This window comes from Achromobacter kerstersii, from assembly GCF_902859595.1.
Classification (GTDB): domain Bacteria; phylum Pseudomonadota; class Gammaproteobacteria; order Burkholderiales; family Burkholderiaceae_B; genus Achromobacter; species Achromobacter kerstersii.
In genome coordinates, this window is the sequence record NZ_CADIJQ010000003.1 from 193,588 (window position 1) to 210,781 (window position 17,194).

Annotated in this window: 18 protein-coding genes; 15 read left to right on the plus strand and 3 right to left on the minus strand. The window is 62.0% G+C overall.

What is annotated here, in order from left to right:
- The first annotated feature begins 72 nt into the window (after nt 1–72).
- From rfbD to ptsP, 7 genes are all read left to right on the plus strand, one after another.
- Nucleotides 73–981, plus strand: coding sequence for a dTDP-4-dehydrorhamnose reductase (gene rfbD / locus HV765_RS12250; RefSeq protein ID WP_175169839.1), 909 nt, complete (start codon nt 73–75; stop codon nt 979–981).
- 386 nt (nt 982–1,367) lie between these two features.
- Entirely contained in the window at nt 1,368–3,320 is a 1,953-nt protein-coding gene (gene thrS / locus HV765_RS12255) for a threonine--tRNA ligase (RefSeq protein WP_054422332.1), read from the plus strand.
- A 20-nt stretch (nt 3,321–3,340) separates the two neighbouring features.
- Entirely contained in the window at nt 3,341–3,892 is a 552-nt protein-coding gene (gene infC, locus HV765_RS12260; RefSeq protein WP_082386983.1) for a translation initiation factor IF-3, read from the plus strand.
- A 157-nt stretch (nt 3,893–4,049) separates the two neighbouring features.
- Nucleotides 4,050–5,021 (plus strand): glutathione synthase, encoded by a 972-nt coding sequence (gene gshB, locus HV765_RS12265; RefSeq protein WP_175169840.1) that lies wholly within the window; start codon nt 4,050–4,052, stop codon nt 5,019–5,021.
- A 17-nt stretch (nt 5,022–5,038) separates the two neighbouring features.
- On the plus strand, nt 5,039–5,440 hold the full coding sequence (locus tag HV765_RS12270; protein ID WP_054422329.1) for a PTS sugar transporter subunit IIA: 402 nt from the start codon (nt 5,039–5,041) through the stop codon (nt 5,438–5,440).
- A 116-nt stretch (nt 5,441–5,556) separates the two neighbouring features.
- Complete coding sequence (locus HV765_RS12275; protein WP_054422328.1) at nt 5,557–5,826, plus strand: HPr family phosphocarrier protein; 270 nt, start codon at nt 5,557–5,559, stop codon at nt 5,824–5,826.
- 22 nt (nt 5,827–5,848) lie between these two features.
- Entirely contained in the window at nt 5,849–7,639 is a 1,791-nt protein-coding gene (ptsP, locus tag HV765_RS12280) for a phosphoenolpyruvate--protein phosphotransferase (protein WP_082387008.1), read from the plus strand.
- 151 nt (nt 7,640–7,790) lie between these two features.
- On the opposite strand, the gene amt is transcribed toward ptsP, so the two are convergent.
- From amt to HV765_RS12295, 3 genes are all read right to left on the minus strand, one after another.
- Entirely contained in the window at nt 7,791–9,029 is a 1,239-nt protein-coding gene (gene amt / locus HV765_RS12285; protein ID WP_054422326.1) for an ammonium transporter, read from the minus strand.
- 32 nt (nt 9,030–9,061) lie between these two features.
- Nucleotides 9,062–9,400, minus strand: coding sequence for a P-II family nitrogen regulator (locus tag HV765_RS12290; protein ID WP_006218735.1), 339 nt, complete (start codon nt 9,398–9,400; stop codon nt 9,062–9,064).
- A gap of 302 nt (nt 9,401–9,702) precedes the next feature.
- Nucleotides 9,703–9,885: a hypothetical protein gene (locus tag HV765_RS12295; RefSeq protein WP_175169841.1), complete on the minus strand. Its 183-nt coding sequence runs from the start codon at nt 9,883–9,885 to the stop codon at nt 9,703–9,705.
- Nucleotides 9,886–10,082: 197 nt separating this feature from the next.
- Here HV765_RS12295 and HV765_RS31860 point away from each other — a divergent pair, with 197 nt between their 5' ends.
- The 8 genes from HV765_RS31860 to HV765_RS12335 all read left to right on the plus strand — a co-directional run bounded on the left by HV765_RS31860 (nt 10,083) and on the right by HV765_RS12335 (nt 17,152).
- Nucleotides 10,083–10,250 carry a DUF5339 family protein gene (locus tag HV765_RS31860; protein WP_245636292.1) on the plus strand — a complete coding sequence of 56 codons (168 nt, stop codon included), beginning with the start codon at nt 10,083–10,085 and terminating at the stop codon, nt 10,248–10,250.
- Between the two features lie 167 nt (nt 10,251–10,417).
- Nucleotides 10,418–10,669, plus strand: a complete 252-nt coding sequence (locus HV765_RS12305; protein WP_054422324.1) for an accessory factor UbiK family protein — start codon at nt 10,418–10,420, stop codon at nt 10,667–10,669.
- 180 nt (nt 10,670–10,849) lie between these two features.
- Nucleotides 10,850–12,379, plus strand: coding sequence for a YifB family Mg chelatase-like AAA ATPase (locus tag HV765_RS12310; RefSeq protein WP_175169842.1), 1,530 nt, complete (start codon nt 10,850–10,852; stop codon nt 12,377–12,379).
- Between the two features lie 324 nt (nt 12,380–12,703).
- Nucleotides 12,704–12,901, plus strand: a complete 198-nt coding sequence (rpmI, locus tag HV765_RS12315; protein ID WP_006218740.1) for a 50S ribosomal protein L35 — start codon at nt 12,704–12,706, stop codon at nt 12,899–12,901.
- A 15-nt stretch (nt 12,902–12,916) separates the two neighbouring features.
- Nucleotides 12,917–13,276 (plus strand): 50S ribosomal protein L20, encoded by a 360-nt coding sequence (gene rplT, locus HV765_RS12320; protein WP_006218741.1) that lies wholly within the window; start codon nt 12,917–12,919, stop codon nt 13,274–13,276.
- 77 nt (nt 13,277–13,353) lie between these two features.
- Nucleotides 13,354–14,376, plus strand: a complete 1,023-nt coding sequence (pheS, locus tag HV765_RS12325; protein WP_054422322.1) for a phenylalanine--tRNA ligase subunit alpha — start codon at nt 13,354–13,356, stop codon at nt 14,374–14,376.
- Between the two features lie 13 nt (nt 14,377–14,389).
- Nucleotides 14,390–16,807, plus strand: coding sequence for a phenylalanine--tRNA ligase subunit beta (pheT, locus tag HV765_RS12330; protein ID WP_175169843.1), 2,418 nt, complete (start codon nt 14,390–14,392; stop codon nt 16,805–16,807).
- A 3-nt stretch (nt 16,808–16,810) separates the two neighbouring features.
- Nucleotides 16,811–17,152 carry an integration host factor subunit alpha gene (locus HV765_RS12335; RefSeq protein WP_175169844.1) on the plus strand — a complete coding sequence of 114 codons (342 nt, stop codon included), beginning with the start codon at nt 16,811–16,813 and terminating at the stop codon, nt 17,150–17,152.
- The last annotated feature ends 42 nt before the right edge of the window (nt 17,153–17,194 follow it).

Here is a 17,194-nt window from a genome sequence, read left to right on the forward strand (position 1 = left end):
CATACGGCTGTGCGGACGAGAAACGCGTCAAAATCAGACCGTTGCACCCTCGGCCTAGTAGTGAGCGCGAGCATGACCAAGAAGATTCTGCTGTTAGGACGCGACGGCCAACTGGGTTTTGAGCTGCGGCGCAGCCTTGCTCCGCTCGGTGTGGTGGTGGCGGTTGGGCGCAGTGATTGCGACCTGACCTACCCCTTGCAACTGGCGCGCCTGGTGCGTCAAGAGAAGCCGGATGTCATCGTCAACGCCGCCGCGCTCACGGCGGTGGATCGTGCCGAGGAAGACGCAGTTCGCGCCATGCGGATCAACGCAGAGGCGGCCGGAGAGCTGGCCGCCCTGGCCGCAAGCCGGGCAGCGCTGATCGTTCATTACTCATCGGACTATGTGTTCGACGGCGCGAAATCCAGCCCCTATTTCGAAACCGACACGCCCGGCCCGCTGAACGTCTACGGGCGCAGCAAGCTGGCGGGTGAGCGCGCGGTGCAGGCCATGAATGCCGCCCACCTGGTGTTTCGCACGTCGTGGATCTACGGCGTGTTCGGCAACTCTTTCCTGAAATCAATGTTGATGGCGTTGCGCCAGCCCGAGGCGTTGCGCGTGGTCAGTGATCAGCATGGCGCGCCCACCGGCGCCGCCTTCATCGCCGATGTGACCGCGGTGGCGGTTGCGCGCTATTTTCTTGAACGCGCCGGGTTTCCATTCGGGCTGTACCACGTGGCTGCTGCGGGGCGGGTCAGTTGGCATGAGTACGCCTGCTTCATCGCCGAGCAGGCGCGGCGCGCGGGCTTGCCGGTGACGCTGACCCCGGGCGATATCCAAGCCGTGTCCGCGGATCAGCACCCGAACACAGCGGCCAGGCCCTTGAACTCCTGCCTGGATACGGGCCTGCTGGCCCGGCAGTTCGGTATCCACGCGCCGCCCTGGCAAGAGGGCGTGCGCCACGCGCTGGCGGCCCTTGCGAATTGCCGCAACCTGGTCTGATCAGGGCGGATTTGTCGCGCATTTGCGACGGAAAGGGCGCGAAGGGTGCTACAATCGGCAACGATAAATGCAGTTGATCCGTTGATGTCGCAGGTTGACTCGGGCTTAAGCCCGATTTGTTTTCAACGTTGATCTTGATTGCGCAACATTGCTTCGCGCCGCCTCGGGCGCGTACCAACAGGCTTAGAATCATGTTTTTCCCGCTGGCACGAACTACGACCCGGAACTTTCGCCCTATGTCGCGTTAGTTTTTCGTGCGTCGGGTTTCACCGTGTCAGGTCGGCGGTAGAACTCAGCAAGACAACCAAAAGAACGCGGCTCTCAAGCCGCGTTTTTCGTTTCTGATTTTCGATTTTTAGTTCCAAGAACCCCAGGAAGCACTCCCGATGGTACAGATCACATTGCCCGATGGTTCGCAGCGCCAATATCCGGGGCCGGTAACGGTTGCCGAAGTGGCGCAATCGATCGGTACGGGCCTGGCCAAAGCCGCCTTGGGCGGCCGCGTAACGGTTGAAGGCTCGGAATCCAAGCTGGTCGACACCAGCTTTCGCATCGAAGGCGATGCGCGTCTGGCCATCGTTACCGCCAAAGACGCCGACGGCCTGGACCTGATCCGCCACTCCACGGCTCACCTGCTGGCCTACGCGGTCAAGCAGCTGTTCCCGGACGCCCAGGTCACCATCGGCCCCGTGATCGACAACGGCTTCTACTACGACTTCTCGTACAAGCGCCCGTTCACGCCTGAAGACTTGGCCGCCATCGAAAAGAAGATGGCTGAGCTCGTCAAAAAGGACGAAATTGTCACGCGTGAAGAATGGACGCGCGACGACGCCGTTGAATTCTTCAAGAGCATTGGCGAACAGTACAAGGCCGAGATCATCGCTTCGATTCCGTCGAACGAACCGCTCAGCCTGTACCGCGAAGGCGACTTCATCGACCTGTGCCGCGGCCCCCACGTGCCGTCCACGGGCAAGCTGAAGGTCTTCAAGCTGATGAAGGTGGCCGGCGCCTACTGGCGCGGCGACAGCAAGAACGAGATGCTCCAGCGCATCTACGGCACCGCCTGGGCCACGAAGGAAGAACAGGAAGCCTACCTGCACATGCTGGAAGAGGCCGAGCGCCGCGACCATCGCAAGATCGGCCGCGAACTTGACCTGTTCCACTTCCAGGACGAAGCGCCTGGCCTGATCTTCTGGCACCCCAAGGGCTGGGCCCTGTGGCAGCAGGTTGAGCAGTACATGCGCGCCGTTTACAACAACAACGGCTACCAGGAAGTCAAAGCGCCGCAGATCCTGGATCTGTCGCTGTGGAAGAAGACGGGCCACTGGGACAACTATCGTGAAAACATGTTCACGACCGAGTCCGAGAACCGCGTCTATGGCTTGAAGCCGATGAACTGCCCGGGCCACGTGCAGATCTTCAATTCCGGCCTGCATTCCTACCGCGAGCTGCCCCTGCGCTATGGCGAATTCGGTCAATGCCACCGCAACGAACCTTCGGGCTCGCTGCACGGCATGATGCGCGTGCGCGGATTTACGCAAGACGACGGTCACATTTTCTGTACCGAAGAACAGCTCCAGGACGAATGCGCCGACTTCACGGCCCTGCTGCAAAAGGTCTACCGCGACTTCGGCTTCACCGAAGTGCTGTATAAGGTCGCTACGCGTCCTGAAAAGCGTATCGGCTCGGACGAAGTCTGGGATACGGCCGAACAGGCGCTGATGGAAAGCCTGCGCCGCACCGGCTGCGAATTCGAAATTTCGCCGGGCGAGGGCGCGTTCTACGGCCCCAAGGTCGAGTACACGCTGAAGGACGCTATTGGCCGTCACTGGCAATGCGGTACGATTCAGGTCGACTTCTCCATGCCGGTGCGCTTAGGCGCCGAGTACGTGGACCAGAACGACCAGCGCCGTCCGCCGGTTATGCTGCACCGTGCCATCCTGGGTTCGCTCGAGCGTTTTATCGGTATGCTTATCGAAAACCACGCCGGTGCGATGCCTCCTTGGCTGGCTCCGGTGCAGGCTGTCGTATGCTGCATTTCTGAACCTTCGGCCGATTATGCGGCTGAAATCACACAAAGCCTGAAAAAACAAGGCTTTAGAGTAGAGTCCGATTTGCGTGGTGAAAAAATCACTCGTAAAATCCGGGAGCACAGCCTGCAAAAGGTGCCGTACATTCTTGTCGTCGGCGACAAGGAGAAGCAAAACGGCACCGTAGCCGTACGCGGTCTGGGCGGATTGGACCTTGGCGCCATCGCATACGACGAGTTCGTCGCGCGATTGTCCGAGGATGTCTCCTCCCGTCGCGACGTCAATCAACCTGATAGCAGTGCTGCTTAACATTTCTAGGAGCTTTCAACATCGCCACTGAAAAAGCCAATCGCATCAACGGTGAAATCCGCGTCCCCGAGGTGCGCCTGATAGGTCTGGAAGGAGAACAGCTGGGCATCGTCAAGATCGCCGACGCGTTCCGTCTTTCCGAGCAAAGCGACGTGGATCTGGTGGAAATCGCGCCGAACGCCGAGCCGCCGGTCTGCCGTTTGATGGACTACGGTAAGTTCAAGTACCAAGAGCAGAAGCGTCAAGCCGAAGCTCGTTCCAAGCAGAAGGTCATTCAGGTCAAGGAAGTCAAATTCCGTCCGGCCACCGACGAGGGCGACTACCAAGTCAAGCTGCGCAACCTGCGCCGCTTCCTCGAAGAGGGCGACAAGGCCAAGGTGACGCTGCGTTTCCGTGGCCGCGAAATGGCTCACCAGGAACTCGGTATGCGGGTGCTTGAACGTGTGCGCGATGATCTGCTGGAACTTGCCCAGGTCGAAGCCATGCCGAAGCTCGAAGGCCGTCAGATGGTCATGGTGCTGGCGCCCAAGAAGAAGGCCGTGCCGGTTGGCAAGCCTGAATCGGCGGCCTGAGTTCCAGCCGTAGCCTTCCCCGGAAGGCTTGGCCGCTAGACATCCGACCCGCCGTCCACCTCGTGACCGGCGGGTTCGCTTATTGGGCGGCTCTGCGCTACGATGTCATATAGCCGCCTTCCCGCGAGGGAAGGCGGCGTCCGTTCAGGGTGTCGCGATGCATGTTTTGTTCGTTTTGGATCCCTTGCCGCTGCTCAAAGCGTACAAGGACAGTTCGGTTGCCATGATGCGTGCCCTGGTGGCGCGCGGGCATACGCTTAGCGTGGCCATGCAGGGCGACCTCTACATCGAGGGCGGCACGGTCAAAGCCGTCACCACGCCGATCGCGCTGGTGGCTGATGCCGACCTGCACGGCCACGACTGGTGGACGGAGTCCCCCGCCCAAGATCTGCCGCTGGCCGATTTCGGGGCGGTCGTCATGCGCAAAGACCCGCCTTTCGACATGGAATACGTGTATTCCACGCACTTGCTCGAATACGCCGAGGCCCAAGGCGCCCGCGTGTTCAACAGCGGCGCGGCGATTCGCAACCATCCTGAAAAGCTGGCCATCACCGAGATCAGCGAGTTCACCGCGCCCACGCTGGTGACCCGCAACATGGCTCGCCTGAAGGCTTTCCACGATACGCACCACGACGTGATCGTGAAGCCGCTGGACGGCATGGGCGGCACGGGCGTGTTCCGCCTGCAGCCCAAGGACCCGAACCTGAACGCCATTTTGGAAACGCTGACCGACAACGGCGCGCGCACCATCATGGCTCAGCGTTACATCCCCGATATCGTCAAGGGCGACAAGCGGATTTTGCTGATTGGCGGAAAACCCGTGCCGTATTCGCTGGCGCGTATTCCGCTGGCCGGCGAAACCCGCGGCAATCTGGCCGCAGGCGGCCGTGGCGTGGCGCAGGAATTGTCGCCGCGCGACCGCGAAATCGCCGAAGCCGTGGCTCCCAAGCTGGCGGCTCGCGGCCTGCTGCTGGTGGGCCTGGACGTCATTGGCGATTACGTCACCGAAGTGAATGTCACCAGCCCCACCTGTTTCGTAGAGATTGCCGAACAGACCGGTTTCGATGTCGCGCGCATGTTCGTCCAGGCGCTTGAAAACGCCGTGGCGACCACTGCCACCGCGGCCTGATCTCTCTGGAATCCGTCATGACCACGGGTATTGTTATCGTCGTGCACGCGCCTTTGGGCGCGGCGATGCGCGAGTGCGCCAGCCACGTCATGGGCAACCTTGACGGCATGCTGGCCATTCACGATATCCAGCCTGAAGACCGTCCGGACGATTTGGCGCCGGACGTCCTGAAGGACATTCTTGAGCAGGACCACGGCGCCGGTGTTCTGGTGCTGACGGATCTGATCGGCGCGACGCCCGCAAATATCTCCAAGCGCGCCGTCGCCGATGCGCAAGCACAAGGCATTCAATGCTGCGTGCTGGCAGGTTTGAATACCCCGATGCTGCTGCGCGCTTTGACATATCGCAATCTGCCGTTGGCTGATACGCGCGAAAAGGCGCTGGCCGGCGGAGTGCAGGGCGTCTTGCGTGTAGACTGACGGGCGGGAATTTGCCCTATTATGTCGGCTGGCAATCCAAGCCGAAGAGCGGTTAGCGGTTTGGTTTGTTGCTGCGATCAACACTGCGGCGTTAATCCGCAGTCATAATATTTCCTATGCCTACAAAAGACATCGTCATCAGCAATAAATTGGGTTTGCATGCGCGGGCCGCCGCCAAGCTGACGCAACTGGCCAGCAAGTTCTCAAGCGAGATCTTTATCTCGCGTGGCGCGCAGCGCGTGAACGCCAAGAGCATCATGGGCGTCATGATGTTGGCGGCCGGGCTGGGCGTGACGGTCAAACTGGAGGCTTCCGGCGGCGACGCCGATCAAGCCCTTTCCGAAATCGAAACCTTGTTCGACAGCAAATTCGGTGAGCAGGAATAGAAACTCCCATGAATCCGCCAGCCTGAGCGTTGCTGAGGCTGGCGCGTCTACGACCCCGAACAATGCTCACGACGGAGCTGGCCCTGCCAGCCCCGTCGTTTGTCTTTATGGCAAAGGCGTTGCGAAGGGATATGCCATCGGACGCGCCGTCGTCATGGGCGCCGCTGCCTTGGAAGTGGCGCACTACCGGATATCGCCCGAGGATGTGCCCGCCGAAAGCAGCCGCCTGACTGAGGCCCTGGCTTCGGCGCAGCACGAATTGCTGCTGTTGGCCGACACCTTGCCGGCCGATGCGCCGCGCGAGCTGGGCGCCATGCTGAACGTGCACAGCCTGCTGTTGGGCGACCCGCTATTGGCCGAGCAGACGCTGGCTCTGATCGCCGAACGACACTACAACGCCGAATGGGCGCTGACGACGCAAGGCCAGATTCTTGGCCAGCAGTTTGACGCCATGGAAGACGAGTACCTGCGCGAGCGCGGGGCTGATGTCCGCCAAGTCATCGAGCGCGTGCTGCACGTGCTGTCCGGCACGTCGGCGATCTTGCCCGACATGTCGCACATGGGCGGCGACGATGCGCTGGTGGTGGTGGCGCACGATATCTCGCCGGCCGACATGCTGCGCTTGCGCGGTGGGCGCTTTGCGGCCTTCGTGACCGACCTGGGTGGCCCCACGTCGCACACGGCCATCGTAGCCCGCAGCATGGGCGTGCCTGCCGTGGTGGCCATGGGCAACGTGCGCGAATTGGTTCGCGACGGCGACATGCTGATCATCGACGGCGCGGCCGGCGCCGTGGTCGTCAATCCGTCGGACCGCATTCTTCAGGAATACCGCCGCCGTCAGGCTGTATATGCCGACGAGCGCGCCGAACTCGGCCTGCTGCGTGATGAACCTTCGGTCACGCTGGATGGTATCGATATCGTCCTGCACGCCAATATCGAACTGCCCGAAGAGGCCGCGCTGGCGCTGGCTTCGGGTGCGCATGGCATTGGCCTGTTCCGTAGCGAATTCCTCTTCATGGGTCGCCCGGACCTGCCTGGCGAAGAAGAACAGTACGAAGCCTATTCTTCGGTGGTGAAGGTGATGGCGGGCCGGCCCGTCACAATTCGCACGTTGGATATCGGGTCGGACAAAACGCTGGATGGTGAAGCCACCGTGGCCACCAACCCGGCGTTGGGGCAACGCGCCATCCGGTATTGCCTGGCGCGTCCGGAAATGTTCGCGACGCAGTTACGCGCCATTCTGCGGGCGTCGGCTCACGGTCCTGTGCGGCTGCTGATCCCCATGATTGCGCACATGCATGAAGTGGTGGCGACCAAGGCAGCCATCGAATCCGCACGGCGCGAACTCGATGCGCGCGGTCAAGCCTACGCGCCGCACATGGAAGTGGGCGCCATGGTCGAGGTGCCCGCCATCGCGATTGCAATCGAACCGTTTGCCCAGGCGCTGGATTTCCTGTCGATCGGCACGAACGATCTCATCCAATACACCTTGGCGATCGACCGCGGCGACCACGATGTGGCCGCGCTCTACGATCCGCTGCATCCCGCTGTGCTGCGCCTGGTGGCCAATACCATCAATGCGGGTGAGCGGGCGGGCAAGCCAGTTGCGGTCTGCGGCGAAATGGCGGGCGATTCGCGCATGACGCGCTTGCTGCTGGGCTTGGGGCTGACCGAGTTCTCGATGCATCCGCAGCAGTTGCTGGACGTGAAGCGTGAAGTGCGCCGCGCGCATTCCAACGCGTTGCGCATCAAGGTGGCGACGGCGCTGAACCGCGCCTTGCCCGTTGATCTGGATGCGCTTGATCCGGCTTGATCCCATTTGATCCGCTCCACCCCGGACAGTAGAACGCCCCGATTCGGGGCGTTTTTTTGTCTTCGCGCAACGCAAAAAAAAGCGCCGGGATGTGATCCCGGCGCCGTTTCTTGCCGGCCCGCCACATTTTGCGGCGGGCCGAGATACCGCATTAGCTGTGATACGCCGATTCGCCGTGGCTCGTGACGTCCAGGCCTTCGCGCTCCTGGTCTTCCGGCACACGCATGCCGCACAGGGCATTGGCGATCTTGTAGGCAATCCACGCCACCACGCCGGACCAGACGATGGTCAGCAGCACGCCTTCCAGCTGGACCCACAGTTGGTGGGCGATCATGCCAGGCTCAGCCAGGCCGGGGCCACCGAGGACTTGCGCGTTGAACACGCCGGTCAGCAGGGCGCCGACGATACCGCCCACGCCGTGGATGCCGAACACATCCAGTGCGTCATCGGCACGCAGCATGCGCTTCAGGCCATTCACACCCCAGACGCAGACGATACCGGCAACCACGCCGATGATCAGTGCGCCCACCGGGCCAACCAGGCCGGCGGCGGGGGTGATGCCCACCAGGCCGGCAATCGCGCCGGAGGCGGCGCCCAGCATCGAGGGCTTGCCCTTGATGGCCCATTCCGTGAACAGCCAGGCCAGCACCGCACCCGCCGTGGCGATCATCGTGTTGAAGAAGGCCAGGGTGGCGTTCTCGTTGGCGGCCAGCGCCGAACCCGCGTTGAAACCGAACCAGCCCACCCACAGCAGGGCGGCGCCGATAAACGTCATCGGCAGGTTGTGCGGCTGCATGGCTTCGCGGCCGTAGCCCACACGCTTGCCGACCACATATGCGCCCACCAGACCGGCCACGCCAGCATTGATGTGCACCACGGTGCCGCCGGCAAAGTCCAGTGCGCCCTTGGCATTGAGCAGGCCCGGCGCCGTTTCGGACGCGAACCACACCATGTGGGCGATGGGAATGTAGGCGAACGTGAACCAGATCACCGTAAACACCAGCACCCCGGAGAAGCGGGCGCGTTCAGCAAAGCTGCCCACGATCAGCGCGCAGGTGATGCCGGCGAACGTGGCCTGGAACGAGGCGAACAGCAGCTCGGTCAAGGTGTTCGACATGGCGTACTTGCCGTCAGCCGGTGTGAACATGCCAGAGAAGAAGGCGCGCGACAGGCCGCCGAAGAAGGCGTTGCCCTCGGTGAATGCAAGGGAATAGCCGTAGATGAACCAGAGAACCAGGCCCAGCACAAACGTGCACAGCACTTGGAGCAACACCGACAGCACGTTCTTGCTGCGTACCAGGCCGCCATAGAACAACGCCAGACCGGGTACGGCCATCATCAATACAAGCAGGGTAGAGACGAGCAACCAGGAGATATCTGCTTTATCCATTTTCAGGCTCCAATGAGTCTTTCTTTATTTATTTACAGCGCAGCTTCGCCAGCTTCACCCGTGCGGATACGGATCACTTGTTCCAGGGGCGCGGCGAAGATCTTGCCGTCGCCGATCTTTCCGGTACGGGCGGCTTGTTCAATCGCTTCGATGACCTGATCGACAAGGTGGTCGGGCACGGCCGCTTCAACTCGCAGCTTGGGCAGAAAGTCGACGGCGTATTCAGCGCCGCGATACAGCTCGGTATGGCCCTTTTGGCGGCCAAAACCCTTTACTTCGGTAACAGTCAGGCCCTGGACGCCGATCCCGGATAGAGCCACCCGCACTTCGTCGAGCTTGAAGGGCTTGATGATGGCGATGATGAGTTTCATGGCATTTCCTCTCATGGTTGCACGTTGGCCTCGACTATCAAGCAAGATCCATGCCATGTTGGTGCGTACCCGGAAAGGGGAGGTGCAGGCGCATGAGTTGTGCCTGTTTGCACCAATATAGTGCGCCATGCACCACGCGTCAGCCTCAATGTGGTGCGTAACGTGGTGAATGCCGGTGATGCAACGAAATATGTTTCGCCGCTGGCATTTGTAGCCAGTTGATGCTGTGGCGGTTGCGGTTTGTATTGGATTTTGCATCGATGAACAGCACCCTCGGCGCCTGTTCCGCAGGCCGCACAGCCTTACGGGCCGGGCGTGCAGCCCAAAGTGGCGAGGCATTCAGTTGCCAGCCAGCGATGTTGCAAGGTGCCCAAAATGGGGGAGGGCTTGATACGGGGGTTTACACCCATCAGCTTGTTGACGGCAGCTGGCTGAAGAAGAATCAAGACCAGCTCCTGTTTTCTGGTGAGCGGATCGGGCCGCATAAGGGGTTCCGGTGATGTGGCTCTTAATAAAAAGCAAGAACGGAAAGAGGACACAATGAAGAGTCAACGCAAGTTAATCGGCGTGTTGGCGCTGGCCGCGTCAATAGGGGTACTGGCCGGCTGCGTCGCCTCCCGTGGCAAGTGCGGCAGCGGTGCCGGCGGAGTGCGAAGCGTATCTGGCCAAGGTCAACGCATGCATGGATAAATTAGGCAGCAGCAACCCGGCCGCAGCCAGCATCAAGCAGCAGCTTGATGCGGCCAAAACGCAGTGGGCGTCCATTCCCGACAAGACGCAGTTGGCGGCGCAATGCAAGCAGTCGTCAGATATGTTCGCGCAATCGGCAAGCCAGATGGGCTGCCCGTAACGATGTTGGTAGGGGGTTGCCGCCATGGCAGCCCGGTTTTCTCCTGTGCTTTGATGGGCGGTCACCGCATGCGGCCCGCCCTCTTTTTTTGCATAATCCTTTTCGGACTTCTGCGCCGGATCGGCAAAGCACTACACTTGAGGCATCAAGAACACAGAGAGGCCGCTATGAACAATCGCACCCAATGGATGGAAGACATCCAGAAGAATATTTCCGACCTGATCGCCCGCAGCCCGGCCGCCGACGTTGAAAAGAACGTGCGCGCGATGATGGCTCAAGCCTTCACCAAGATGGATCTGGTCACCCGCGAAGAATTCGACGTGCAGGCGGATTTGCTTGCCCGTACACGCGCCAAGGTTGATCAATTGGCGGCGCAAGTGCAGCAGCTGGAGTCGCGTTTGTCGGCCCTGGACAAGTAAGCTGGCGCCTGTCGTAGGAATATCAAAACGACCGCTAATCGCGGTCGTTTTTCATTGGGTGTAGTGGTTCGAAAAGGGCGGTTGATCGTGGCTAGGTAAGGGATGTTTATGTCCCAGCCCAGTCCACGAGCGCTTGCCGATTGCCGATACTGACGGTCTTGTTCCGCACGGGAGACCGTCTTGACGCTTGCCGTTCTAGCCAGCCGGGCGCTTAGCGGCCTGCATGCGCATGCCGTGCGCGTGGAAACGCATCTTGGCCCAGGGTTGCCGAGTTTCAATGTGGTCGGCTTGGCTGACACCGAGGTGCGCGAAAGCCGCGAACGCGTGCGCGCCGCCATATTGAATAGTGGTTTCACATTTCCGCCAGGCAGAATCACCGTTAACTTGTCGCCGGCCGATTTGCCGAAAGAGTCGGGCCGATTCGACCTGCCTATTGCGCTGGGGCTGTTGCTGGCTTCCGGCCAACTGGCCGCTCCGACCGATGGTGGTGATCCCGTGTTGCCGGCGCCAGACCCCTCCCTGGCGAATCTGGTGTTGGCGGGTGAGCTTTCGCTGACGGGGGCGTTGGTGCCGGTTGCGTCGCCACTGATCATCGCGCTAAGCGTGGCGCGGGATGCCTCCCACACCACGCTGATCCTGCCGGCGGGCAGCGCGGAACAGGCGGCGTGGGTGCCGGGCTTGCGTGTCCTGTCGGCGCGTAGCCTGGCCGATGTGGCCGCGCATGCCGCAGGGGTTTGTTTGTTGCCGGACGCCGTGCCCAAGCCATGGCCGCAAGCGGCCCCCGCGCCATGCCTGTCGGATGTCCGCGGTCAGCCGGCGGCCCGGCGAGCGCTGGAAGTGGCGGCGGCAGGCGGCCATAGCTTGTTGATGATCGGGCCGCCCGGGGCGGGCAAAAGCATGTTGGCCGCGCGCATGCCCGGCCTGTTGCCGCCCCTGGGCCGCGCCGAGGCCTTGGAGGCGGCGGCCGTAGCTGCGCTAGCGGGCTTGCCCGACGTCTTGATGGGGCAGCCCCCGTTTCGGTCTCCACACCATTCCGCTACCGTGGCCGCGCTGGTGGGCGGCGGCAGCCGGCCCCGTCCGGGTGAGATCAGCCTTGCCCACCATGGCGTCTTGTTTTTGGATGAATTACCTGAGTTCAGTCGCCGTACGCTTGAAGCCCTGCGCGAACCGTTAGAGGCGGGCAGGGTGGTCATTGCACGGGCGTTGCGTGCGGCGCAATTTCCCGCACGCTTCCAGCTGATCGCCGCCATGAACCCTTGCCCATGCGGCTGGCGCGGCCATCCCGGCCGGCCCTGTGTCTGCACGCCGGATCAGGTGGCGCGCTATGTGGGCAAGATATCGGGCCCTTTACTGGACCGCATCGACCTGCATATGGCGTTGCCGCCATCCGACCCCGAATCCATGGGAGGGCCGCCCGGCGAAGCTTCCGCGCCCGTCCAGGAGCGCGTCATGCGCTGCCGGGCTCGCCAAATGGCCCGGCAGGGCAAGCTGAATGCGGCGCTGGCGGGGCCGGAGCTTGATCAGCACTGTGTGATGGAAAAGGACGCGCAAACACTGCTGTTCCAGGCGATGCGACGTCTGGCGGGGTCTGGACGCGCCCTGCACCGGGCGTTGCGTGTTGCCCGCACAATCGCCGATCTGGACGGAGAGGCAACGCTAGCCGCCCGGCATGTGGCGCAAGCGGTGCAGTACCGGCGTCCGGGCGTATGATGCGTCTCTGGAAACGTCCCGTGCGCGCTGTTGAGCTTTTTGCGCCGGCTGACTCGACAACAGGCCGGAAATCACCATATAATCAAAGGCTTTCCCGGATCTCGGCTACCTTTTTGCCAAGACCTGGGAGGAAGCCGTGTCTGGCAGCAATGCCATTTCGCGGTTCGCAGCAAGTTGGCACTACGCCAAGAAGTACCTCAGAAGTGGCAACAGGTTTACAAGTTTTGCCGTCGCATCGGTGCTAGCCCTAGGGCTTTTTGCCAGCAACGCCAAACACCTCGCGTCATGTCAAATCAACTACGAGTTTAAGTTTAGGGAATCATCATGCCCAAGATGAAAACCAAGAAAAGCGCCTCCAAGCGCTTTAAGGTTCGCGGCAGCGGCTCCATCAAGCGCGGTCAGGCGTTCAAGCGCCACATTCTGACCAAGAAGACCACGAAGGCCAAGCGTCAATTGCGCGGCTCGACGGCCGTTCATGAATCCAACGTGGCCTCCGTCAAGGCCATGATGCCTTTCGCTTGATAAGGGAGATCTAATATGCCTCGCGTCAAACGCGGCGTAACTGCCCGCGCACGTCACAAAAAAGTCATTGCCGCCGCCAAGGGTTACCGTGGCCGCCGCGGTAATGTGTTCCGTATTGCCAAGCAAGCAGTCATGCGCGCTGGCCAATACGCCTACCGCGACCGTCGTAACAAGAAGCGCACCTTCCGCGCTCTGTGGATCACGCGTATCAACGCCGCCGTCCGCGAACATGGCGTTAGCTACAGCGTGTTCATCGCTGGTCTGAAGAAGGCTTCGATCGAACTGGACCGTAAGGTTCTGGCCGATCTGGCCGTGCGCGATAAGGCCGGCTTTGCCGCCATCGTGCAGCAAGCCAAGGCTGCCTTGGCTGCCTGATCGCGCGCTTTAACTCATCGCGCATCGCTGCAAACGGGGCTGTAATAGCCCCGTTTGCGTTTTGAAGGCTGGATTTCATGACTCTATTGGTTGACGACCTGGTCTCCCAGGCGCAAGAACGGTTCGCCGCGGCTACGGATGCCGCCGCGCTTGAGAACGCAAAGGCTCGATTCCTGGGTAAGGAAGGCGCACTGACGGTGCTGCTGAAAGGCCTGGGCAAGCTCGATCCCGAGCAGAAGCGCGAGATGGGCGCCCGGATCAATCAGGCCAAACAACAAGTCGAAGAGCTCCTGACTTCGCGCCGCGCCGCATTGGCGCAGGCGGAACTGGACGCCCGGCTGGCCTCCGAAACCATTGACGTCACCCTGCCTGGCCGCGGTCGCGCGCCGGGAGGCATCCATCCGGTGATCCGGACCTGGGAACGCGTGGAAGCCATCTTCCGTTCCATTGGCTTCGATGTGGCCGACGGCCCCGAAGTGGAAAATGACTGGACCAATTTCACCGCATTGAACAACCCGCTGGACCACCCGGCGCGTTCCATGCAGGACACGTTCTACGTCGACATGAACGACGCCGACGGCCTGCCGCTGCTGCTGCGCACGCACACCAGCCCCATGCAGGTGCGTTACGCCCGCATGCACAAGCCGCCCATCAAGGTCATTGCGCCGGGGCGCACTTATCGCGTCGACAGCGACGCCACGCACTCGCCCATGTTCCATCAGGTGGAAGGGCTCTGGATCGCCGAGGACATCTCGTTTGCCGATCTGAAAGGCGTGTACACCGATTTCCTGCGTTGCTTCTTTGAAAGCGACGATCTCGTCGTGCGCTTCCGTCCGTCGTTCTTCCCGTTCACGGAACCGTCCGCCGAAATCGACATGATGTTCACCTCGGGTCCCAACCGTGGCCGCTGGCTGGAAATCTCCGGCTCGGGTCAGGTGCACCCCGAAGTGGTGCGCAACTTCGGCCTTGATCCCGAGCGCTACATCGGCTTTGCCTTCGGCTCCGGACTTGAGCGCCTGACGATGTTGCGCTACGGCGTCAACGATCTGCGCCAGTTCTACGAAGGCGATTTGCGCTTCTTGCGCCAGTTCAACGAATAACAGACGGCTGATCATGCAATTTCCCGAATCCTGGCTGCGTACGCTGGTCAACCCTCCGATCGCAACCGACGAACTCGCGCACCGGCTCACCATGGCTGGCCTGGAAGTCGAAGACACCGCGCCCGCCGCACCCGCCTTCACTGGCGTGGTTGTGGGCCACATCGTCGAGATCGCTCCGCATCCCGACGCCGATAAGCTGCGCGTTTGCCAAGTGGACGATGGTTCCGGCGAGCGCCTGCAAATCGTGTGCGGCGCGCCGAACGCTGCCGCTGGCCTGAAAGTGCCGCTGGCTCGCGTGGGCGCAGAACTGCCTGGCGGCATGAAGATTGGCGTGGCGAAAATGCGCGGCGTGCAATCGTCGGGCATGTTGTGCTCGGCCCGCGAACTGGGCTTGTCGCAAGACCACGCTGGGCTGCTGGAACTGCCCGCCGACATGGTGCCCGGCCAGTCCATCCGCGAAGCGCTGGACTTGGACGACACGCTTTTCACGCTCAAGCTCACGCCCAATCGCGCCGACTGCCTGTCGATCCTTGGCGTGGCGCGCGAAGTCGCTGCCCTGACGGGTGCGCCGTTGTCCGTGCCGACGGCCGTCGCCGTGCCGGTCACGCTGGATGAGCGCCTGCCCGTCAAGATTGAAGCGCCTGACTTGTGCGGCCGTTTCGGTGGCCGTGTGATCCGCGGCGTGAACGCCCGCGCGGCAACGCCCGACTGGATGAAGACGCGCCTGGAGCGCGCGGGCCAACGCTCGCTGTCGGCGCTGGTGGATATCTCCAACTACGCCATGCTTGAGCTGGGCCGTCCGTCGCATGTGTTCGATCTGGACAAGATCGGCGGCGACATCTCCGTGCGCTGGGCGCGCGAAGGCGAGACCCTTGAACTGCTGAACGGCCAGACCATCACGCTCGACCCGAAGGTCGGCGTGGTCGTGGCCGGCGATCAGGTGGAGAGCCTGGCCGGCATCATGGGTGGCGAAGCAACCTCGGTCACGCTGGACACGCAAAACATCTATCTGGAAGCCGCGTTCTGGTGGCCGCAAGCCATCGCCGGCCGCGCGCGCCGCTACAAGTTCAGCTCCGAAGCCAGCCATCGCTTCGAGCGTGGCGTGGACTACGCCAGCATTCCTGAACACCTTGAATTCATCACCCGCCTGATCGTTGACATCTGCGGCGGCCAGGTCGGCCCCATCGACGACCAGATCGTCAACCTGCCGGCGCGTCCGCCTGTGCGCATGCGCCTGGCGCGTTGCCATCGCGTGCTGGGTGTGCCCGTCACGCAAGAGCAGGTCGCGAAGATTTTCGCCAGCCTGGGTCTGGAATTCACGGTCGAAGGCGACGACTTCATTGTCAGCCCGCCGTCGTACCGTTTCGATCTGGAAATCGAAGAAGACCTGATCGAAGAAGTGGCCCGCATCTACGGTTTCGAAAGCATTCCTGACGTGCCGCCGATGGCGCGCGCGAAGATGTTCTCGCAGCCCGAAGTGCATCGCGGTGCGCACGCGCTGCGCCGCCTGACCGCTGCGCAGGACTACCAGGAAGTCGTCAACTACAGCTTCGTCGAAGCAGATTGGGAGCGCGACTACGCTGGTAACGACACGCCCGTGCGTCTGGTGAACCCGATTGCAAGCCATCTGTCGGTCATGCGTTCGAGCCTGATCGGCGGCCTGATCGCCAACATTCGCCACAACGCCAACCGCAAGCAGTCGCGCGTGCGTGTGTTTGAATTGGGCCGCGTGTTCATGCGTGATGCATCCGCACAGGATGGTCCGCTGGAAGTGGCCGGCGTGCGTCAACCGATGCGTTTGTCGGGTGCTGCGTGGGGCCCGGCGGTTGAAGAGCAGTGGGGCGTGGCCACGCGTCAAGTGGACTTCTTTGATGTGAAGATGGATGTCGAAGCGCTGTTCGGCGCACGCGGCCGCCGTCTGCGTTTTGAAGCCGCTGCGCATCCGGCGCTGCATCCGGGCCGCAGCGCTCGCATCGAGTTGGACGGCAAGCAAGTGGGTTGGGTCGGTGAACTGCATCCGCGTTGGGCGCAGCAAGCAGACCTGGCGCATGCGCCCGTCGTCTTCGAACTCGATGTTGACGCCTTGTCCGAAGGTGAGTTGCCGCAAGTGCGCGAGCTCTCTCGCCAGCCGGTGGTGGTGCGCGATCTGGCCTTGTGGGTCGATGCTCCCGTGTCCACGCAAGCCATGCTCGACACCGTTGCCGCCGCCGTCAAAGCGGATGCGCAACTGGCTGTGGTGCAGGACGTGCGCGTGTTCGACGTGTGGCGCGAGAAGGCCCACGGCAGCGAGCCCGTCACCGAGAAAAGCCTTGCTTTCCGATTCTGGCTACAGGACACTGAAGTCACTCTGGACGAAGCCCGTGTGGCGGAATGCCTGTCCCGCATCAAGGATGCATTGGTCAGTGCTCACGGCGCGCGCCAGCGTACATGAACCATGGGGAACAGTATGCTTGCTGCCGAGCCACGCACCTTGACCAAGGCTGAGCTGGCCGAACTGCTCTTTGAGCGGGTCGGTCTGAACAAGCGCGAGGCCAAGGACATCGTCGATACTTTCTTCGAAGAAATCCGCGACGCCCTGGCGCGCGGAGACTCCGTCAAGCTCTCGGGCTTTGGCAACTTCCAGGTGCGCGACAAACCGCCGCGCCCGGGCCGCAACCCCAAGACCGGCGAGACCATTCCCATCGCCGCACGCCGCGTGGTTACGTTCCACGCGAGTCAGAAACTCAAGAGCGTGGTGGAGCAGGCAACCCCTGCTGCACCCGAAGCCGCGGAGTGATACGCTTTGTCGGTAATTGTTATCGGCTCCCGGCGCCTTCGC